Genomic DNA, 20,287 nt, shown 5'->3' with positions numbered 1-20,287 from the left:
AGGATGACGTCATCATCCGGTCGCGGCGCGGGCGAATGCTGGGGCGATGAGCTTGGCGGGGCCGGTCAGCGTACTCACGATCGATGATCTGGTGTTGCCGGCGCTGTGGCTGCGCGACGCGTGCGGATGCGCCGAGTGCCGGCACCCGGGAACCGGGCAGCGTCTGGTGGGGTCGGCGCGGGTGGCACGGCTGTTCGCGGACACAGCCRTCGAGCACCACGAGCTGGCGGAGGGCAGGTTGACCGTCGTGTTCGCGCCCGACGGCCATCGGGCGACGTTCGAGCTGGACTGGCTGGCGCGCAGCGCCCCTGGGCGAGCGGCCCGGGTCGGGGACCAGTCCGAGCGCGGCCGGGTGCCGTGGACCGCCGCCGACCTGCCGGCCGGGCCGCCGCGGGTGGCCTGGGACGCCTACCTACGCTCACCGGTCGCCATGATGACGACGCTCGGCGCGGTCTCGGCGCTGGGCGCGGCGATCCTCACCGAGGTGCCCGTGCGGTCCGGGATGGTGCTCACTGTCGCCCGCACCTTCGGGTTCGTCCGGGAGACGAACTACGGCAAGCTTTTCGACGTTCGCATCGAGGCCGACCCGGAGCACCTCGCCTACACGGGTGCCGCCCTCGCGCCGCACACCGACAATCCCTACCGTGACCCCGCGCCGACCGTGCAGCTTCTGCACTGCCTGCGGGCCGCGGGCGAGGGCGGAGACACCACGCTCATCGACGGCTTCGCCGCCGCGAGCCGGCTGCGCGACGTCGACCCGGCCGCGTTCRACACACTCACCCGAGTCTGGCTTCCGTTCCGCTACGACGGGCCGACGACCATCCTCACCGCCCGCGCGCCCGTCATCGCGATCGACGACGAGGGCGCCGTGACGCACGTCCGCTGGAACGACCGGGCCCTGCAGCCACCCGAGGTCGAGCCCGACCAGGTCGCCGAGGTCTACCGGGCGCTCGCCGCGTTCGCCGCCGTGGTCGAGGCGCCCGAACTGGCTGTCACCCTGCGGCTGACGCCCGGCGACTGCCTGATCTTCGACAACACCCGGGTGCTGCACGGGCGGACCGCCTTCCGGCCGGACCCGGCGGGCGGCGGCCGCCACCTGCAGGGCGGCTACGTGGACATGGACGGGCTGCGCGGCACGCTCGACGTGCTGCGCCGCGACGGCGGTGGCGCCCGGCGCCCGGCGACGGCCGCGTCCGTCGCACCCCTGACGCCTGTGCCGGCGGCACGGACCGCGGCGGRACGGACCGCGAGGGCGACCGCGCCGGCGGTGGCCCGATGAGCGCGGCCGAGGCGCTCGCCGCCATCCACACGCTGTTCGACGCGGCGAGCTCGTCCGAGTACCTGGGCGAGTCGGTCTCGGTGGCCGGGCACTCGCTGCGGACCGGGGCCCGCGCCGTCGCCGCCGGCGCGGCGCCCGCGCTCGTCGCGGCCGCCCTGCTCCACGACGTCGGCCACATGCTGGACCGCGACTCGGCCGCCGCGCTGGCCCGCGGTGACGACATCCGGCACGAGGACACCGGGGCCGCGTGGCTGGCCCGCTGGTTCGGACCGGAGGTGACCGAACCGGTGCGCCTGCATGTCGACGCGAAGCGCTATCTCTGCGCCGTCGACCCCGGCTACTACGACATCCTGTCGCCGATCTCCCGCAGGACGCTGGCGATGCAGGGCGGCCCGCTCGACGGCGACGAGCTGGCCGCCTTCCAGGCGGGCGGACACGCCGAGGACGCCGCGGCGGTGCGGCGCTGGGATGACGCGGGCAAGGACCCGTCCGCCGTCATCCCGCCGCTGTCCGCCTACGACGATCTTCTAGCCAGCCTGGTCCGCGCGTAGGCGCTGGTCGGCGCGACCGCCCGCCTGGAAGGCGCCTGGCCGGTGCCCCGGCAGGCGCGGCCAGACCGGGGCGCCGTCACAGACGGCGTCCGCAGGCCGTCTGGAGGAAGCCGGGCAGGCGGCTGGGTGACGAGCCGGCCGGACAGGACTGGCCGGCGGGGACCAGAGCGGTGATCTGGGTGGCCAGGTCCTGGTCGGTGCAGGGGCGTCGCCGCGGCTGCGCGGACGGAATGGCGAAATAGAAGCTGCTCGTGTCGACGCAGTCCCCGACACCCGGCAGCCAGCCACCGTCCTTCGCCACGCAGAGGACCCCCTGGCCTGAGGACTGGATCTCCACGGAGTAGGTCGCCTCCGGCGGGCACTGGATCTTCGCGTCCACCCGGCCGTCGATCCTGCCGAACCACACCTTGCCGAAGCTCACGCCACCCGCGGTCCACTCCTCGTTGGTGCAGGGCACCTCGGAGAGGTCGTCCGAGTAGCTGTCGAACACCTGCAGGCAGTCACCGGCGCGGATCAGCCCTCCGCCTCCACCCGCGTCACCCGGGTGCGGCGCGGCGAGGTTGCGCAGGCAGCCCGTGCTCTTCTGGCCGCTGAAGCCGTTCGTCAGCGCGACGATCTCGTCGGTGTCCGGTGGGCAGCCGACGTCGGCCACCGAGGAGGTGCCGCCGAGCGGGTTCACGGTGCTGCCGTCGGCCACATCCAGCGCAGTGATCTTGGCGTAGGCGGTCCTGTCGGCGCACTTCACCGATCCGTACTCGGGCTGCGACTTCAACTCGCCGTTACGCGGGTTGCTCGCCAGCACCCGAGGCTGCACGGTGATCTTCACGCAGCCGCCCACGGCGAAGGAGGCCGCCGCGGAGGAGTCCGACGAGGACGGGATGACGTCGTCATGATCGTTGTGGTGGAACGCCCGCGAGATGCCGTAGCGCACCCCGCCCGCGATGGCGAGGGCGACGACTACGCCGAGCACCCGGCGGGCCACGACACCCGCGCGCCGTGGCGGCCTGCTCGGGGCCGGCGGCGAGGGAGACGAGCCGGGCACGCCCTGACCGCCGGGCGGCGGCCAGGGCGGCACGGTTCCGGCGGCGGGTAGTCCGGTAGGCGGTGCCGCCACCGGTTGTCCGGTCGGGGGTGCCCAGCTCGCGGCCGTGGGGGGTGGCGCGTCCGCTGGCCATCCGCCGGCGGCCGGCGGCCGTGGCGTCTCGTTGTCCATGGGTGCCTTCGCGGGGTCGGACCGACGGAATGCCCGCTTTGCGCGCCCGTTTCTGCCTGAAAAGCAGACGCTTCGCGCAAATAGGTGCATTGTCGGCCCTGACCGTAGACCTCCCCGCGAGTTGCCCCCTGTCGGGGGACACTGACCGGCTCCACGCGGGCAAGGCCCGTGAGATCCGGAGCATGCCCAGTTGCGCAGCGGTATGCGTCCCGGCCGCACCGCCCGACCGTTCGGGCCTCGTCCGCCAGGGCACCCTGGTGGACCTGGTCCAGATGGGCGACGAGATCTTGACCAGGATGTTCTGACCGTGGGGCCGTCTCACCCGATCGCCCGGCGGCGGCTGGCCGGACTTCCTCGCCCTGATCGACCACGACGACGCCTGCCTGCCGCGTTTGTGCCAGGCGGCCCATGCCTCGGACGGGGGCCGGTCTTAGGTGCGCCCCTCGGCCGMACGCTCGCTACGCAGCAGGCGTTCGGCCAACCGATCCACCTCGGCCATGGTGTCCGCGTCGCGGCGAGCGGATCGCCGCCGGTAGCGTAGGTCGATGTCATCCTTGTCGGCCTGAGTGCGCTGCTCGGCCTCGTGGTCATCGACACTCAGTCGCCGTTGGAAGTTGCGTTCGACGCTCGCGAGCTTCTCGTCGACGAGGCGTTCGTACCGGGTGGTTCCGCTGAGCAATTTTACCAGCACAGGCAGGCAGTCGATGATGACGAGGAACGCACGCAGGAGCCACGAGACGACCCCGACAGTGCCGTGATGGGCGGCAAGTGCACTCAGGGCCTCCACCCGCTCGAGAAACCCGATATTCCGCTGGTGCCCCTGCCGCTCGGCGACCATCGCCTCGATCTGCCGGTCCCGCTCCTTCGTGTATTCCGTGGTCGCCTGGCTGACCGTTCCCTGGAGAGTCGTTATCTGTGTGCCCAGCGACGACTGCAGGATGATCCGGTCGGCCAGCTTGCTCGTCGTGAGAAACTCGTCCGCCTTCTGCCGGTCGCGCTCGCAGTTCGGCCCCACCCCGGCCCGCCCGGTGAGCCCGGGGCCTGAAGATCCAGTGCATTCGAGGCGCGCGGTGTCGTTCAGCTGGTTCAGCTGGTTCGCGGCGGTGGTGACGGCGGGGTCGAGGGTGCTTTTCTGTGCCTGCAGAGAGGCGAGCTGGCTGAGGATGCCAGGCAGGTCACCCTTGATCGTGATCTTGAAGGTGTCGCAGGGGGCCGCGAGCGTCGCCCCCGCGGGCGTTCCGGGCACTGGATTGCAGGTGACCAGTTGGCTCCGGTAGGACTTCACGTCGTCGCTTCGCGCGTCTCGGATCTCCTGGAGAATGGCGGAGCTGAACACATGCAGGATCACCGGCTCCGCGACGACAACGCCGAAGAAGAAGGCGAGCAGCAGCCGGGGAACCAACACTGTGGCCTTGCTGCGCCATCGGGTGCCCATGGAGCTCGTGACCAGCCAGCGATCCAGATTGCAGACGAAGGCCCCCCAGACGAGCGCCGGTAGGAARCACCACCAGCGCAGGCCCCCGGCGGCCTCACCCACCGCCAGCGACATGGAGAAAGCCGCGAGCGTTGCCGTTCCCAGCACGACGCCACCGAGTGACGTGTAGCGTGCCCTCTCCTGCGGGACCTCGTCGAGAATGTCCTCGTCGACGCCGGCGAGTATCCGTAGCCGCCTGCCGGGACTCCAGCCGATCGCCGACCGTTCGAGGTGCGGGTCTGTCCGGCGTCCCGGCGAGTGACGGTCGCGTGGGGTCTGCGCCTCAGCGAGCCTCGAAAGCTCGTCGTCCGTGATCGTCATCGGCTACCGGCCGGCGCTGGAGTCATGGTCGTCGTCATCGTCGAAGTACGAGCTCACCGCGGGGCGTGAGGAGCGCCCGTCGACGTTGCCGCCGCCGTCCGCGGCGCCGTGGTCCGGACCGGGCCGCACCGCGCCGTCCGCGCCTCGGGACAACTCGGGCGTGTGGGTTGGCGCGAGCGGAGTCCGGGATCCGGCGAGCCGCTCGCTGAGCTCCTCCGCGATCCGGCGCGGGTCGAAGTTCATCCGGTCCAGCTGGCCGTTCTTGCCGAGGGTGTCCAGGACCTCCGCCATGAGGCGGATCTCGTCGTGCCGTCGGGCGCGCTCGCGGACAGCAAGATCGTGGGCGCCCACCTCGCCCTTGACGAGCGCGATCGCCTCGATGCTCTGTGGTCCGCGGGCGACAACCTCCTCGTACTTCTCGGCGCGAACGATCAGATGACCGTCCCGGGCGCTGTCCAGCTCGTACCGCTGCAGTTCGGTCCGCAACTCGCCCTTGTGGCGACGCAGGTCCTCGGGTGTCGGCACCTCGACATTGATCAGCCGCACTGCGATGCCGGCTATCTGCGGCGGCCGCACCGAGCACCACGCGGTCACCCGAGCCTGTGCCTGCTGCCGGACCTCGACGATGTCCTCGGCGTTGTCGACGTCATAGTCGTAACCGATCTCGTGGAGCTTCGGGTCCTCGCTGATGTGGTCGTGCAACTGGCCCGCCACATCCTCGACGTTGTCACGTGCCACGGCGACCGGATCCTGGACCGTGCAGGAGAAGACGACCCGAAGGTTGAAGTCGCCGGTCGCGCCGAACGAGGGTATTTCGAGGTATACGGACACCCGCCGGTTGCGCGTCACGTCGACCAGGTAGACGGCGACGGCGTCCAGCACGGCCTCCTCGCGGCCGTTGAGGTGCCGAGCGGGGACTATCTCGAACCGCCGGTCCGTCTGCAGGACGAGGACGGTCCCGGCGCCCGGCTTCGGCAGGTCCGCGGCGTTACGACGGCCGCGGCGCATCATTCGCCTCTGGACTGGGTCGAGCGTCCGGTGCTCGACGATGGGGTACGGCGGTGCGTTCATCGAAGGCTTCTCCGTTGCGTCGTGCCGCACCTGACGGCGCCGATCAGGATGTCGAGAAGGGAGATGACGTCTGTACGCGGTCCGGTGTGCTGTGCGGTGAGGTCCTCGACCAGCTCGTCGTGGAACTCGGCGGGCAGCCACGTCCCGATCGCGTCACCGAGTCGCTTGGTGAGGCCGTCGGGGTCCCCGTGGTCGGMGAGGTCCTGCAGCATGCGTGCCAGAAGCGTGATCGCCTCGCCGCGGTGCGGCCGGCTCTGGAGCACCTCCGCCCACAGCCGGCCGGCCACCTCACACCGGTTCGGCCGTCGGCGCAGGAGGGTGAGCAGTGCGGGCTCCGCGTCGCCCTGCTCCCCAGTGGAGCGCCCACCGGCCCGGAGGAGGGAGAGGATTACCTCGCAGGCGCGGTGCAGGGCCCACCAGCCATCCTTGGCGACGTCGTGCCCGTCGACCTCGCGGGCCAGGAGGGTTAGCAACTTCGCCGCGCCGGATCCGTTTTCCACGGTGTTCGCGAACAGGACGCCGAACGAGGCGGTGGCGACGTCGCCGACGGCTCCTCGCTGGGTGGCCAGGTGCCACAACCAATCACGGGCATCGGCCGGGTAGCGCAGGCCGAGTTCCCCGGCGAGCGCCAAAGCCGCGGTCATCCGGCGGCGGATGTTGGGAGCCTCGGCCCAGCGCAGGGTGAGCCGCAGTGCCTGCGCACGTAGCGTCGGGTCGTTGCACATCCACGACAGCGTGAAGACGAGGGACATCCGCTGCGTTGCTGACCCGGTCGACCATGGGACGAGAAGCTCGTTCTCGACGTCCGCGCCACTGTGCCGGTAGAGCTCCGCGAGGCCGCGTGCGACCTGGGCGCGCAGCTCCATGTCGGGYGCGCGGACGAGGAAGCGAAGCCATTCGAACACCCGATCCCAGAACCCCTGGTCATAGCGGGTCCACAGCTCGTCAAGGACAAGGCTGYGGTAGCCGTCGCGGCCGAACACGATGGTTCGCTCGGCGGGGCTGTCGACCGTGTAGCCAGGCCGCATCATGGTCGCGATGAGGCCGCCAGGGCGGACCCGTTGCGCGCGTTTCTGCTCGTAGGGCCGTGGCTCATGGGGGTTGCCGACCTGAGCCGTGGCATCCGCCGTCGCTGGCCGCGTCGTCGCCGTGGCCGCCGCCTTCTCGTGGCCCAGTTCGTCGCTGAAGTGCTCCTCGAGCTGGGCGAGGGCGTCCTCGAAGATCCGGATAGGCATGCCGTACGCGAAGGCCAGCGTCGTGACCGTCAGCAGATCAGGCAGCTGGGGGACGTTCTCGAACCAGTCGTGGACAGCGGACCGTTGCTCGGAGTCCAGCGCCGCGAGTGCCGCGTCCACTCCACCTTCGTGGAGATCGGAAGCGAATCTGGCGGCCTGGCCAGGAGAGCGACACAGCCTGACTCCCTCCGCGGCGCGGAGGCTGTCCTCGTTCGACATGGCCGGCGTGCCCAGGTATCCGAGGTAGGCGGTCAGCAGCGCGGATCCTGACGGCATGACCCAGGGGACGGTCAGGGACTCCAGTGGGCGCGAGAGCGCGGCGAAGGTCGTGGTGATCATTAGGAAGGCGCCGCGTTCGGTGAGCTCCCGGCRCAGCTCCGCGGCCTCGAAGTTGACCACCTCGGCCGCCCCGCGCTCTGGCATCCCGTCCTGGACCAGGTAGCCGTGGCCCTGCTCGGCTCGAGTGCTCGCGAACTCCCTCAGCTGGGTAAGCGTGAGCGCTGGTGAAAGGCGTATGACCTTCCTGACCCGGCAGGCACGCAGCAGGGCGAGCGCGCCGGCATGCTTGCCGACCTGAGGATCTCCCCGCAGGATCAGGACGTTGCTGCTTCGCAGCCGATCCAGGGCGTCTGTGAAGGAGCCCGGTCGGACATAGCACCTCAGCGTCTCGGTGATCTGCATCTCCGGAATGGGCCCCACGCTGGCTCGGCTGGCGCCCGCCTCGTCCGCTATTCCAAAGTTGGCACCCCCCGAAACTCCGCCGTGGATGATGTTCAGGATGTACTGCTGGCCGCGGCGCAGCTCGGCGAGATCCTCCTGGGGGAGATCCRTCGAGTCGTCGCCCGCCCGCGGTTCCTTGATTGCCTCGTCCTTGGCCCTGCCCGGGTCGCGGGGTTGGCCCGCCTTCGGCTCAGGCGCGGGTTCCGCTTTTTCGTCCGTCATCGGCGTCAGTTGGTGATGCCGAAGTTCACGCGCTCGGCGTGGATGTCCCCATAGACCGAGCTGATCGCGAGGTTGCTCACCGTCCCGGCCGGAGCCGCCGATCCGGGGGCGGCCAGGTTGGGTTGATGGGACTGCTGGGCCGTGGGCACCCGCGTCGGGTCGTCCCGGTGCGACCCCTGCGCCCGGAGCCAGGCCGTGCCCTGGAACTTTGCCGTGCGGATCTCGACCTGGACGAAGTCGACCGTGTCGAGGCCTCGGAAACCCTGCGCAACGGTGTCTTGGTACAGGCTGTCGGACAGGATGAGCGCCAGGTCCTGACCGCCATCGGCCTCGAGTGCCGCGCGGGTCGGTGGCGCGTTGACGAGGCGGGTTGTGATGATCGGAGCGTCGCCTGCGTATCCGGTACCGTCAATGATCACATCGCCGTGGTGCAGCGCGGCCCGCAGCCGCAGCCGGCCAGCGGCGTTCCGGGTCCGGTTGTAGATCGATACGGCCACACCCAGTTCACGGATCAGGTCGGCGACGACGATCGCCTTGGGTACCTCCGCCGGGATGATCGCGAGCACGCCGTCGCCGGTGTCCTGGCTGGCAGTGGCCAGGGGGTCGATGTTCGATCGTCGGAATCCTTCCGCGACTACGTCGCGTAGGCCCTGGCGGATGGCGAGGTGTGTCGGCGCGGATCGCTCGCTGTAGCCCTTGACGTCGAGGGCCAGCACGGTCGCGGGTAGGGGGTTGCGAAAGTCGACGGTCATCTCAGCGCTCCGATCGCCATAGGAGGGGGCGACCCGAGTCAACCAAAGCGTGCGTTAGCCGATCCCGTATGAATCCGGTTTCCAGCCGTAGGGATCCGAGTGTGGAAGTCGCCAGGCGCGCGCCGGCGACCGGCATTTCTTTACCATGGCCGGCCGCGCGGCGAGGTCCCCAGAATTCTGCGGCGTCGTGCCCCGTGCCGCATGGCGGCAGGTGCCGTCGCCGGTGTATCCCCCGTAGCTTCATGAGCGCGAGCGTAGCGACGACCGAAATTGTTTGCGATTCCGCAAGTGACGGTCTGGTGCATGCGCTCCGAGGCATTCCGAGGGCGTGACGAGATGACCGAAATGGGTTATATGTCCAATTCAGGGCTGGTCTCGGCCGCTCGCGGGCCGACACGGCGGCCCCGTGCCGGTGGCCGTGAGGCGGCGGCTTGGCGCGCGGTGCCGTCACCCCACGGCCCAGTCACTCGGCGGGCGGCCCACCGCTGGGAAGGCGGCGTGGCGCGGCTGGGGAAGGAGACGATGGAGCCGGTCCTCGGCGCGCGGGTCAGAGCCGCTCGACGATGGTCGCGTTCGCCATGCCGCCACCCTCACACATGGTCTGCAGGCCGTAGCGCCCGCCGGTCTGCTCCAGCACCGACAGCAGCGTGGTCATCAGCCGGGCGCCGCTGGCGCCGAGCGGGTGCCCGATCGCGGTGGCGCCGCCGTTCACGTTGACCTTGGCGAGGTCCGCGCCGGTCTCGGCCTGCCACGCCAGTACCACGCTCGCGAACGCCTCGTTGACCTCGAAGGCGTCGATGTCCTCGATGCGCAGGCCGGCGCGGCGCAGGACCTTCTCGGTCGCCGGGATCACGCCGGTGAGCATGAGCAGCGGGTCGTCGCCGACGACGGAGAAACTGTGCAGCCGGGCACGCGGGCGCAGGCCGAGCCGGCGGGCGGTGTCGCCGTCGGTGATCAGAACGGCGGCGGCCCCGTCGTTGACCGGCGAGGAGTTGCCCGCGGTGATGCGCCAGTCGAGGTCCGGGAAGCGCGCGGCCCACGCGTCGGTGCGGAACGCGGGTCGCAGGCGGGCGAGCACCTCCGCCGTCGTCGCCGGCCGGATCGACTGGTCCTGGGTGACCTGGACCGGCGAGCCCGAGCCGTCGGGCGCGGGGGCCTTGAGCGGAACGACCTCCGCGTCGAAACGGCCCTCGGTCCAGGCCGCGGCCGCGCGCCGGTGGCTCTCGGCGGCGAACTCGTCGAGCGTGGCGCGGGAGAGGCCCCATCGCTGTGCGATCAGCTCGGCGGAGATGCCCTGCGGTACCAGCCCGTCGGGATAACGGGCGGCGACGCCCGGCCCGGAGGCGTCGCGGCCGGCGGACGAGCTGCCGATGGGCACCGTGCTCATCGACTCGACGCCGGAGGCGATGGCGACGTCGTACGCGCCGCTGATGACGCCCTGCGCCGCGAAGTGGATCGCCTGCTGGCTGCTGCCGCACTGACGGTCGATCGTCACCGCTGGCACGGACTCGGGTAGGCCGGCGGCGAGCGCGGCCCATCGGGCGTTGTTGGAGCTCTGCTCGCCGATCTGCCCGACTGTTCCGCCAATCACGTCGTCGATGAGCGCGGGGTCGATTCCCGTCCGCTCCACCAGCGCGCGGATCGCGTGGGCGTGCAGGTCGACGGGATGCACGCCGGCGAGCACCCCACCCGGCTTGCCCTTGCCGACCGGGGTCCGGACGGCGTCGACGATCACTGYGTCCCGCATGGCGGCCTCCTCGTTGAGGGTTGGAGAACCCAACTCGCTGGTATTGGTGTACCGCCAGTGGGTTGGAAATCGCAACCGAGGAAGTTGTGACCTTGGATACGGGGTACGGGGTACGGGGTATGGGTCGAAGGCCGACGGTGACGTCTATGAGGTCTGGTCTGCTCTGCTCGGGTCAGGAGGGTCCGGGCGCCGGCCCGCGCGCCACGGTCAGTGGACGGTGCCGAGCCGGACGAAGTGGGTGTTCTCGCCCCAGGTGACCGGACCGCCGCAGTGCGAGCAGGCGGCCTGTGTGTGCAGCTCGGCGCCGCAGTCGTGCGCCAGGACCGTCGGCGRCTCGCCCTCGGTCGCGTAGCGGTCGCCCCACTCCCTCAGCGCGTGCAGCACCGGTCCCAGGGCCTTGCCGGCCTCGGTCGCGACGTACTCGTGGCGGGGCGGATGCTCCTGGTACGGGCGGCGCTCGATGACGCCCGCCGCGACGAGCGTGCGCAGGCGGGCGGCGAGGATGTCGCGGCTCGCGCCGGTGTTGCGGGCGATCTGGTCGAACCTGGTCGCCCCGAGGCTGATCTCGCGGAGCGCGAGCAGGCTCCACCGCTCGCCCACGATCGCGAGCGCGTTCGCGATCGAGCACTCTCGCCCGGTCTGGGCCAAGGGGACCGCCTCCCTCCACGAAAGCGGGCGACCCTGACGGCCGAAGCCGCGGGAAGGCGCGCCCAGTGAGTTCGAAAATCAAACCTACCAGTCGGGCCGGGACCGGTGAGATGCTGCTGAACATGTCCGCGTTCGCCCTTCCAAGGCGGCGCGTGACCGCTGTCGCGGCCGCGCTGCGCGGGGGCGTGCCGGCGACCGCGGTCACCATGGCCGCCGTTCTCGCGTCCTTCGGTACCGCCCTGGAGATCGAGCGCGCGGCGGACCTGAGCCTCGGCGTCGTCATCCAGGCCGTCGTGCTGGCGCTGACGCTCGCCCGGGTCGAGCGGACCCGCGCGAGCCGGGCCGTCGCGCTCGGCCGCGCGCGGGCGCCGATGGTGCTCCGGCTCGCCCTGCTGCCCGTCGTCGCGGTGGTCGCGAGCGAGGTCGGCCGGTTGATGATCGAGCACCCCGACCTCGGTGACGCCCTGTTCGTGCTGGGGATCAGCGCCGGCATCTGGGTGCGCCGCTTCGGCCCGACGGCATCCCGCCTCGGCACGCTCGCGACGCTGCCGTTCATCGCGCTGCTCATCACGCCGGCCGTCGCCGCCCCGGACGGCTCGACGCGCTGGTGGTCCGCACTGATGGCAGTGATCGCGTCCTTCTGGGTGCTCACCCTGCACGCCCTGGCCGAGCGCCTCAGACTCCTGCCCTCGCCCGCCGGCGCCGCGCCCCCGTCCATCACCACCGGCGACGACGGCGCGGCCGCCGCGACCGCGGCCACTGCCGCCACTGCCGCCACTGCCGCCGCTCCGGCGCCCGACGCCCGAAAGGCGGGGCCTCGAACGCCCGCCAGCACGAAGATGGCCGCGCAGATGGCCGTGGGGCTCGGCGCGGCGTTCCTGGTCGGGCGGCTCGTCTTCCCCGACCACTGGCCGTGGCTGGTGGTCACCGCCTACATCGTCGCCGCCGGTAACCGTGGTCGCGGCGACGTCGCGGTGAAGAGCGTCGCCCGCCTCGCGGGCGGGGCGGTCGGGACCGCGGTGGCGACCGCGGCGCTGGTCGCGGCGCCCTCGCACAGCGTCTGGACGGTCGTCGCGATCTTCGCCGTGCTCGCCGCCGCGCTGGTCCTGCGCACCGTTCACTACGCGTTCTGGGCCGCCGGCGTGACGTCGGTACTCGCGTTGCTCTACGGCTACTTCGGCCTCACCGCCGGGCACATGCTGGCCGAGCGGCTCGCGGCGATGGCCGTCGGGTCGGTGCTCGCGGTCGCCGCGAGCTGGCTGGTGCTGCCGGTCCGCTCCCGCGACTTCGCCCGATCGCGCCTGGCCAGGGCGCTCGCCGCGCTCACCGACCTGCTGCTGGCCGTCGCCAGGGCGGAGACGGGGTCCATCGCGGCTCACCGGGCGGCGTTCCTGGAGGCGCTCGGTGAGCTGGAGCTGATCGCGGGCACCCTCGCCGCGCGCCGGCTGGTGTGGCGGGCGGCGCGCCGGCCGGCGCCGTACCTGGCGGATGCCGTCGGCGCGGTGTGGGGATGCCGGGAGTCCGTGGACGCGCTCGCGCTGGCCGTGGCCGATGCTCCGGCCGCCCTCGCGGCCGGCGCGGCGCGGCGGCGGGCCGGCGGGCTCGCGCGCCAGATCGGTTCGGTCCGCCGCTCCATCGCCGGCCGGCCCGAGCCGGCGAACGCCGTTCCCGTCCAGCGCACGCGGCCCGCGGCCGGCGAGCCGGGGCCGCTCGACGCCACGTTCGACGAGCTGGCGGCGGCCGTCGCCGTCCTGTCGGCTGTGTTCCCGCCGTTGGCAGCCCCGTCCGAGCCGGATGACTCGGTCGAGCTGGCCGGCCAGGGCCCGGCCGGTTCCTCGGCGCGGGCGCCAGCGTCCCCGCCGGCGCCGGCGGTTCCGGCTGTTCCGGCGGCGCCGGCGGAGAACGGCGCGCCGAGCGGCTCCGGGGCAGGCTCCTCGGCCGGCTGAATGTCGGATCCGCGCCGTACTGTGCGTCCATGACGCTGGGCGAGACGCCCGCTGGCGGGCCCATGGAGCGGTCGACGGCAGAGCGGTCGACGGCAGAGCGGTCGACGGCAGAGCGGTCGACGGTGGAACGGCTGACGGCAGAGCGGTCGACGGTGGAACGGCTGACGGCGGCGCAGGCGCGGCGGCTGGCGCTCGCGGTGCAGGGCTTCACGCGGGCCCCGGCGTCCGYGGTGCCGGGACCGCGGGCGGACCAGCGGCGGCTGCGGTGGCTGTTCGAACGCGTCGGTGTGCTGCAGATCGACTCGGTGAACGTGCTGAGCCGGTCGCACTACCTGCCGGGCTGGTCACGGCTCGGCCCCTACGCGCGGCCGGCGCTGGATGACTATGTGCACCGGGATCGCCTGGCCTACGAGTACTGGGCCCATGAGGCGTCGTTCGTCCCGATCGAGTGGGAGCCGCTGCTGCGCTGGCGGGCCGCGGCCGCCCTGGCGGGCGACGGCATGTGGCGCGGGGTCGCGCGGTTCGGCCAGGAGCGGGCGGACTACGTCGCCAGGGCGCTCGCGGAGGTCGCCGAGGGCGGCCCGGTCACCGCGTCCCAGCTGTCCGAGCCGGGGCGCGGCCGGGGCTCGTGGTGGGGCTGGACGGACGGGAAGCGGGCGCTGGAGTACCTGTTCTGGACCGGCCAGGTCTGCGCCGCCGGCCGGCGGACGACCTTCGAGCGCACCTACGACCTGCCCGAGCGGGTGATCCCGGCGGCGGTACGCGCCGTCCCGACACCCGACCCGGCGCAGGCGCACCGCGCGCTGCTGCTGCACGCCGCGGACCGGCTCGGGGTGGCGCTCGCCGCGGACCTGCGTGACTACTTCCGGCTGCCCGCGGCGGCCGTCCGCCCCCGGCTGGCCGAGCTGGTGGAGGCGGGGGAGCTGCTGGAGGTCGCGGTGGACGGCTGGCCGTCGCCCGCCTACCTGCGCCCGGGCCTCGTGATCCCGCGCCGCGTCGAGGCGGCGGCGCTGCTCTCCCCGTTCGACTCCCTGATATGGGAGCGGGCGCGGACGCGGCGGATGTTCGGCATGGAAGTGAAGCTGGAGGTCTACACGCCCGCGGACCAGCGCCGCCACGGCTACTACGTGCTGCCGTTCCTGCTCGGCGACCGGCTCGTCGCCCGGGTCGACCTGAAGGCCGACCGGGCGGCCGGGGTGCTGCGAGTGCCGGCCGCCTGGCTGGAGCCGCCGGAGAACCAGCCCGACGCGGGGACGCGCGCCGCCGCGAGGTCCGTCCCCGCGCCCGGAGCGGTCGCGGCGGCGCTCGCGGCCCAGCTTGTGGCCATGTCGGCCTGGCTGGGCCTCGGCGAGGTCGAGGTGGCGCCCCGCGGCACCCTCGCCGCCGCGCTCAGCCGAGCGCTGGCGGCCGGGATGGAGGCCGACCCGGTCATCGTGCCCGCTCCGCCGGCCCCCGTGGCGGTCCCGGGTACCGAGGCTGGGACGGCCCCCGCTCACCGGCGGCTGGTGGGCGCGTCCCAGTCAGATGACGGCAACGGGTCGATCGGGGCCACCGCTGAGCCGGCCCAGACGAACCGGACTGTGGCGGCGCCGGCGGTCGGGCAGCACATCGGGTCGTCCGGGCGGTAGAGCTGGTACTGGAGGGCGACGGTGTCGTCGGTGGACCAGATCCAGCCGACGGTCGCGCTCGGCAGTGCCGCGTCCGTCGCGACGTAGCGCCCGTCATGGAAGAGAAACGCCCGCTGTGGGTGGCCGTCGGCCGAGGTGGCGAGCATGCCGAGGATGACGCTCAGCGTCCGGTCCGGGTCGTAGCCGGAGGTGTCGGTCGGGGTGTATCCGCTCGCCCGCACGACCGCGGCCGCGTCGGCGGCGGACAGTCTGCCGCCGGGCGCCGCGGTGGCGGCTGGGCCCGGAGCGGTGGCGGCCGGGCTCGCGGCGGTGGGGACCCGGCCGGGCGTGGTTGAGGTGGCGGGTGCCGCCGCCGCCGAGCCACCGCCGGTCAACAGCGCCGCGAGAGCCGCGAGCGGGAGCGCGAGCATGAGCCGCCGCCCGCCAGCACCCCGCCCAATGCGCCGGGCGCCCTGAGGGGTGTCGCGGCCAGCACGGCTGTCGGCAGGCTTACAGGCCGCGGCGCTCTCGGCGACGCCTGACGGCTGTGACGGTGGGCTCGTCGACCTTCCAGCGGTCATGTCCGCCCAGCTACCCGCCCACGGGCCGGCTTACCCCTTCGGGCCGGCGTGAGGTGAGGTTCGTCCCGACCGACCGGACGGTGGCCCGCGTCACCAGTGCTTCCGCGCGCGCGCAACGAGGGGGGTGGGGTAAGGTTAGGTGCACCTAAGAAGGTTAGGTACACCTAAGTGGCGCGATTTGACGGACTTCGGAGGTTCCTGGTGGCAAAGGCTGACAAGGCCCAGCACTTCCCGGGGCCGGAAGCCGCGCCCGGGGACGTGAGCGCGGCACTGAGCGATCATACCTTCGCCCGGTGTGGCGCGCAGTCGCGCCTGGTTGACGAAGAGCTGMGCGGAACCATCCCGAACTTCGACGCCTTTCACTTCCTCCCGGTCGCGGGGCCGTGGCCGCAGGCGGTGCGCCCGGCGGAACCGGACGGTTTCCGRCTGCCGCCGTCTACCCGCCTCAAGACGCTCTACTACCGCCCGTACCCGGGCCGTCCGACAACCGAGAGCCCGATCGTCTGGGACACGTACAGCAGGCAGATCAGCACGCGCTCGGCGGACGGTTCCTGGCACGCCGCCGCACCCACCACGGTGCCGCAGTTCATCGGCGTCTGCATCCACGGCAGGCACGACACCTGCTGCGGTGTGCGGGGCGGCGGCTTCATCCGCCGGGTCCAGCAACTCGTCGCCGACGTGCCCATCTACGGCGTCAGCCATCTCGGCGGGGATCGTTTCGCGCCGACGGCCGTCCTGCTGCCGAGCGGCTACCTGCTGGGCCGGCTCGACGAGATGGCCGACGAGGACCTGCGCGAGCTCGTCGAGGAGGGGCTCCTTCCGCTCGCCCACCTGCGGGGACGCCTCGGCGTCACGCCCGCCGAGGCGGTGGCGGAGATCTGGTACCGGGAGAGGTTCCACCGGCGCGACCCGGCGGACCTGCCGGCCATCAGCGTCGTCGGCCCGATCGTCGGCCCGGTCGTCGGCCACCACCTCACGGCCGGAGCGCTCCCCGCGCTCTCCACGGGCGCGGAGACCCTGCTCTCCGGGCCGGCGGCCGGGCTGGCATCGACGATCCGGAAGGGATTCCAGGGGGTCGCGGCGGCGTCGATGGCGACGCCCGCGCGGCCGGAGCCTGCCCCTCGGTACGACGTACTGGTGGATGACGGCATCCGGCGCTGGCGCCTCGAGCTCCGCCGCGAGCAGCGGGACGACGCCGCCATCCAGTACACCTGCACGGCGGCGCTGTCCAAGCCGGTCTACCACTGGGAAGTCGACGTGACCGAGGAGACGGAAAGTCTCCTGGTCGCCGGCCCCGTCCACTGACGGGCCGGTTCACTGACGGCCCGGTTCACTGAGGCCGGCGCCGCGCGCCCGAACGGCGAAGAAGTCCTTACGACGCGTCGACGAGGCGTTGGCGGCTCTCCAGGAGAGTCCGGTATCGCTGGACCCGTGCGTGGTCGACGTCCAGGCACGCGGCGTCGGCGAGCTGCGCCAGATGGGTGGGGTCGCTCGTGCCGACGGCCACCCGGGTGACCGGCGGCAGCTCGTAGGCGAGCCGGAACGCGGCCTGCGCCGTGCCGACGCCGGCCGGTGGCGGTTCGCCGAGCAGGGCGGTGACCCGCAGATCCGCCCAGAAGGACTGGCGGGTATCGCCGTTGAACGGGCTCATCGCCCAGCGCCCGCCGACGTCCACGCCCAGCAGCCGCGCGAGGATCTCCGCCGCCGTCAGCGCGTCGGGCCCGACGAGCACGCCGGCACGGTGCATCAGATGCTCCGGCCGGGGTGGCGTCGCGGTGCCGCCGGCGCGCAGCGCGTCGATGAGTGGCTGGGCGTCCCAGGTCGAGACTCCCCAGGCGCCGCAGAGCCCGGACCGGGCCGCGTCGGCGAGCATCTCCGAGGCCGCCAGGAAGAGGTCATGGCCCTGCTCGGGCCCGGCCGCCCGCAGGGTCCGTTCCGGGTTGTGCAGGAAGACGACATCGGGCGCTCTGCCCAGCTCGTCGGCGCTCGTCTCGAGCGCGGTCCGCAGCCGGGCCGGGTCCAGGGAGTGCTCGCGCCGACGCGCCGTGTCGGGCGGCTCCTGCCCGGGGCCCGCGCCGGCCGGCGCGGGGAAGAACCCGACCTTTGTCGAGAGGTGGAACTCGGGCAGCAGGTCGGCGGCCGCGGCCGCGAGTCGGGCGTGGGAGGTGAAGCCGGCGTAGTTGAAAGCGGTGTCCAGGTCCCGGACGCCGTGCGCTAGGGCAGCTTCCAGGAGGTCCCGCCGGTGACGAGTCCGGTATAGGCCGAGGACGACTCGTCGGTCAGGCCTGTGCATATCCCCTCCTGGATGAGGATCTGAGCGAGCGGCCTGACGTTGATCCCGCACTCCACGCCCGCCTGCTCCAGGTCGATCGGGCGGCCGCTGAGCAGCAGCGTCAGCGCCTGCTCGGCCCGCTCCCGCACGGTGATCTTTCGACCTCCGGCGTAGATCACGAGGTCACCGCCAGCGCGCTCGACGTGGGGGGCGAACTCGGTGACGCAGACGACGACGTCCGGCTCGTGCGTGGCCGGCAGCGCCGGCGCGTGCCGCGCGGGGGGCCGCGACCGTTCTCGGTCGATCAGGAAGGCGGCCGGTGGCCGGGAGCGCAGCAGCTCCACGGCCGCCGCCTCGAGCCGCGCGCGCTCGGCGTCCAGCTCCTCATCGGAACCGGAACGGACCAGGTCGCGCCGGAAGATCTCCAGCTCACGCGCCTGATCGGCGATCCAGGCCAGCCAGTCGATGCCGGTGCGTTTGACGAAGCCGAAGGTCAGATGCAGGCTCAGCGGCTCATCGTGGGCCGCGTGCGTCGCCTGGTGCCAGTGCCCGCGCGGGATGTGCAGGACGTCGCCTGGCGTGAGGGTGCCCCGCCAGACCACGTCCTCGCTCGGGACCGAGTTCGGCGCGGCGTCCCGGTACATCGGGACCAGCCGAGAATGGCTTCGGACATCCCAGGTCTTGTTTCCCGCGAGCTGGACGACGACCACATCGTGGTCATCCCAGTGAAGGGGAAAGCCACCGGTTGAGCGGGTGGTGAGGTAGGCGTTGACCTGCACCACCTCATGGGACCACCAGCGCAACGCGCGGGTGGCGACCTCCAGCGCGGAGTCAAAGATTTCAACCGCGTCGAGAACCAGCGTCACGCCGGCGTCGAGGAGGTTTTCCACCGCCGGGGTGTCCACCATGCGCAGCGTCTGGCCCCGCCGGTTCACCTGGGGACGAAGAAAAGCATTTGGATGGAGTTCGCGACCGTCTTGGAAGAGGCGCAGCTGGGGTGGCTCGAGACGGCGTCTCGTCACAATGTCGAGAAGCCGCGACGGGGTCATCAACCGGTCACAAAGCGATGGGTCCTCGAGCCGTCCCCGCCCGAACTGGCGCCCAAGCGGGGCGGCGTCGGACCAGCCGAGCGCGCCCTCGAGACCGCGTACCAGAAGATGCTCCGTCGCGAGTGTTCCCTTTTCCGCGGCAGAAGATCCCGAGGTCGGTTCGGGGCGCGTCGACCAGCCGTCCTCGATCGGAATTTCGCTGAGGTCAGCCGTCGCTTCCGTCWCTGTCGGAGTGCTCGGCGTCGTGGCGGTCCTGGACCTCGGAGAGCCTTTCGACGGCTACCACGAGATCGTCATCGTCAGTGTGCATGTCGAGCGGGGGCATGTCGGATCCTCCCTGTGGCGACGTTCCTGTCGCGACGTTCCTGTCAAGCAGTTCCGTCACTCAGTTCCGTCGCTCAGTTCCGCCACGAAGGTGGCTCGGCGCCTGGCTGGAAAATAATAGGTTCCCGGCGTCCGTTGGCGCAACCATGTGATGACGGAAAGCACCAGCGGCGGGCCGGAAGTGACCCGTTCTACGTGATCGCCGTCGCGCGCAGCATGCCCAGGCATTCGAAGACGGCGCAGAGCCGACCGTCCGCGGTGTGGACCCGACCGTGGCCGAGATACCGCCCGCGGCCCGCGTGCGGGGACTCCACGCGCAGCAGGTGCCACTCCCGGACGTCCAGGTCCTCGACGAAGGTCACCGTCTCGGCGAGCACGGCGGCGGCCAGCCGCTCACCTGGCGCCAGGGTGGCCGTACCCCGCTGGACGTGGCTGTTCGCCACGTGGTGTCCGGTCCACGGCTCGCTCGCGAAGGCGAGCAGCCCACGGGCCAGGGCAGGGTCCGCCGAGACGCCGGGAATCCGTTGCCACACATCCAGGCTGTAGGGCCGAGGGCCGGGCGCGAGCCGCACCTCCCACGGGAGCAGCGGGTAGTCGACCGGTCGGGCGGCGGCCGGGCCGTCGATGGGCGCGGGCGGCGTTGCCTCGTGCCGCACGAAGTCGGGCTCGTCGGCTCCGAGTAGTACGTCGCCACGGCTGATCGCCCGGCCGGCCTGGCGGAACGTCAATGCCAGGTTCGCGAACGTGCGGCCCGACTGGAGCCACTCGACATCGACGTCGAGCGGCGCGTCCCAGCGGCTGGGGTTGGGAAAAACGGTGTGCAGCGTCTGGGTCGACTTGCTCGGCGCGAGCCGCTCGGCGAGCACGATCTGCTGGGCGAGCTGCTGGGCGGCGAGGACTCCGCCATGGAGACTGCGCAGGGTGCGCACCGGAAGCGGTGGCGTCGCGTCGCCCGCGAGGTCGAGCACCGCCAGCACGTCGTCGAGGCCGAACGGCTCGAACTCGGCTCCGGGGAAGGCGTCGGGCGGGAGTCCTGTCTGAGCGGGCGGGCCCGCGAGGCCGCCGTCCGGTCCGGCGATCGCCGTGTCCCGCGCGCCGGCCGTGCTCGCGCCCACCGCACCCCCAAGGCGTGCTCGCTGCTCTGGATGCCCTGGCCCGCGGCGTGCCGCGTGGCCGGGGAGGCCATGCCTGGTCTCGGGCGCGACCAGCGGATCTTTCATGTGCCGACCGATGCCGAGACCGCTTTGCCGAGACCGCTTCCACTATCGGTGCCGG

At 72.1% G+C, this 20,287-nt stretch carries 16 protein-coding genes and 1 pseudogene; 6 read left to right on the top strand and 11 right to left on the bottom strand.

The window, feature by feature from the left end:
* Positions 1-46: 46 nt before the first annotated feature.
* Both BL253_RS01525 and BL253_RS01520 read left to right on the top strand, forming a co-directional pair.
* Positions 47-1,279, top strand: coding sequence for a TauD/TfdA family dioxygenase (locus BL253_RS01525; RefSeq protein WP_076812842.1), 1,233 nt, complete (start codon positions 47-49; stop codon positions 1,277-1,279).
* A complete protein-coding gene (locus BL253_RS01520; RefSeq protein ID WP_076812839.1) occupies positions 1,276-1,830 on the top strand; it encodes an HD domain-containing protein in 555 nt (184 codons plus the stop codon). Before BL253_RS01525 ends, BL253_RS01520 begins: the two co-directional genes overlap by 4 nt.
* Before the next feature lie 76 nt (positions 1,831-1,906).
* Here BL253_RS01520 and BL253_RS01515 read toward each other — a convergent pair whose 3' ends face one another.
* Entirely contained in the window at positions 1,907-3,043 is a 1,137-nt protein-coding gene (locus BL253_RS01515) for a hypothetical protein (RefSeq protein ID WP_241834416.1), read from the bottom strand.
* Between the two features lie 182 nt (positions 3,044-3,225).
* Between BL253_RS01515 and BL253_RS44625 the strand changes: the two genes are divergently transcribed.
* Positions 3,226-3,348 (top strand): hypothetical protein, encoded by a 123-nt coding sequence (locus BL253_RS44625; protein ID WP_274535162.1) that lies wholly within the window; start codon positions 3,226-3,228, stop codon positions 3,346-3,348.
* Positions 3,349-3,473: 125 nt separating this feature from the next.
* On the opposite strand, the gene BL253_RS01505 is transcribed toward BL253_RS44625, so the two are convergent.
* The 6 genes from BL253_RS01505 to BL253_RS01480 form a co-directional block, all read right to left on the bottom strand.
* Positions 3,474-4,838, bottom strand: coding sequence for a DUF4407 domain-containing protein (locus BL253_RS01505; RefSeq protein ID WP_076812830.1), 1,365 nt, complete (start codon positions 4,836-4,838; stop codon positions 3,474-3,476).
* Between the two features lie 3 nt (positions 4,839-4,841).
* Positions 4,842-5,909, bottom strand: coding sequence for a hypothetical protein (locus BL253_RS01500; RefSeq protein ID WP_076812827.1), 1,068 nt, complete (start codon positions 5,907-5,909; stop codon positions 4,842-4,844).
* Positions 5,906-8,086, bottom strand: coding sequence for a hypothetical protein (locus BL253_RS01495; RefSeq protein WP_076812824.1), 2,181 nt, complete (start codon positions 8,084-8,086; stop codon positions 5,906-5,908). The genes BL253_RS01500 and BL253_RS01495 overlap by 4 nt, the downstream gene beginning before the upstream one ends.
* Before the next feature lie 5 nt (positions 8,087-8,091).
* On the bottom strand, positions 8,092-8,838 hold the full coding sequence (locus BL253_RS01490; protein WP_076812821.1) for a nucleotidyl cyclase domain-containing protein: 747 nt from the start codon (positions 8,836-8,838) through the stop codon (positions 8,092-8,094).
* A 547-nt stretch (positions 8,839-9,385) separates the two neighbouring features.
* A complete protein-coding gene (locus tag BL253_RS01485) occupies positions 9,386-10,585 on the bottom strand; it encodes a thiolase family protein (protein ID WP_076812817.1) in 1,200 nt (399 codons plus the stop codon).
* A 207-nt stretch (positions 10,586-10,792) separates the two neighbouring features.
* The gene (locus BL253_RS01480) at positions 10,793-11,233 is read right to left on the bottom strand and encodes a winged helix-turn-helix transcriptional regulator (protein ID WP_076812814.1); all 441 of its coding nucleotides are present in this window, start codon (positions 11,231-11,233) and stop codon (positions 10,793-10,795) included.
* Between the two features lie 152 nt (positions 11,234-11,385).
* Here BL253_RS01480 and BL253_RS01475 point away from each other — a divergent pair, with 152 nt between their 5' ends.
* Together BL253_RS01475 and BL253_RS01470 are read left to right on the top strand one after the other, a co-directional pair.
* The gene (locus tag BL253_RS01475; RefSeq protein WP_131831431.1) at positions 11,386-13,179 is read left to right on the top strand and encodes an FUSC family protein; all 1,794 of its coding nucleotides are present in this window, start codon (positions 11,386-11,388) and stop codon (positions 13,177-13,179) included.
* Positions 13,180-13,208: 29 nt separating this feature from the next.
* Positions 13,209-14,504: pseudogene (locus tag BL253_RS01470) on the top strand (winged helix-turn-helix domain-containing protein); the annotation flags it as partial.
* Between the two features lie 167 nt (positions 14,505-14,671).
* On the opposite strand, the gene BL253_RS45750 reads toward BL253_RS01470, so the two are convergent.
* Positions 14,672-15,217 carry an LppP/LprE family lipoprotein gene (locus BL253_RS45750; protein ID WP_076812810.1) on the bottom strand — a complete coding sequence of 182 codons (546 nt, stop codon included), beginning with the start codon at positions 15,215-15,217 and terminating at the stop codon, positions 14,672-14,674.
* 351 nt (positions 15,218-15,568) lie between these two features.
* On the opposite strand from BL253_RS45750, the gene BL253_RS01460 reads away from it, so the two are divergent.
* The gene (locus tag BL253_RS01460) at positions 15,569-16,672 is read left to right on the top strand and encodes a sucrase ferredoxin (RefSeq protein ID WP_076812807.1); all 1,104 of its coding nucleotides are present in this window, start codon (positions 15,569-15,571) and stop codon (positions 16,670-16,672) included.
* Between the two features lie 67 nt (positions 16,673-16,739).
* Here BL253_RS01460 and BL253_RS01455 read toward each other — a convergent pair whose 3' ends face one another.
* From BL253_RS01455 to BL253_RS01445, 3 genes are all read right to left on the bottom strand, one after another.
* Positions 16,740-17,660: an aldo/keto reductase gene (locus tag BL253_RS01455; RefSeq protein WP_076812804.1), complete on the bottom strand. Its 921-nt coding sequence runs from the start codon at positions 17,658-17,660 to the stop codon at positions 16,740-16,742.
* On the bottom strand, positions 17,582-18,547 hold the full coding sequence (locus BL253_RS01450) for a JmjC domain-containing protein (protein WP_338013678.1): 966 nt from the start codon (positions 18,545-18,547) through the stop codon (positions 17,582-17,584). Before BL253_RS01450 ends, BL253_RS01455 begins: the two co-directional genes overlap by 79 nt.
* Before the next feature lie 656 nt (positions 18,548-19,203).
* Positions 19,204-20,232 carry an acyl-CoA thioesterase gene (locus tag BL253_RS01445; RefSeq protein ID WP_241834414.1) on the bottom strand — a complete coding sequence of 343 codons (1,029 nt, stop codon included), beginning with the start codon at positions 20,230-20,232 and terminating at the stop codon, positions 19,204-19,206.
* Positions 20,233-20,287: the final 55 nt, after the last annotated feature.

The sequence above is a fragment of the Pseudofrankia asymbiotica genome, from assembly GCF_001983105.1.
In the GTDB taxonomy this organism is placed as follows: domain Bacteria; phylum Actinomycetota; class Actinomycetes; order Frankiales; family Frankiaceae; genus Pseudofrankia; species Pseudofrankia asymbiotica.
This window is presented reverse-complemented; position numbering and strand designations above follow the sequence as displayed.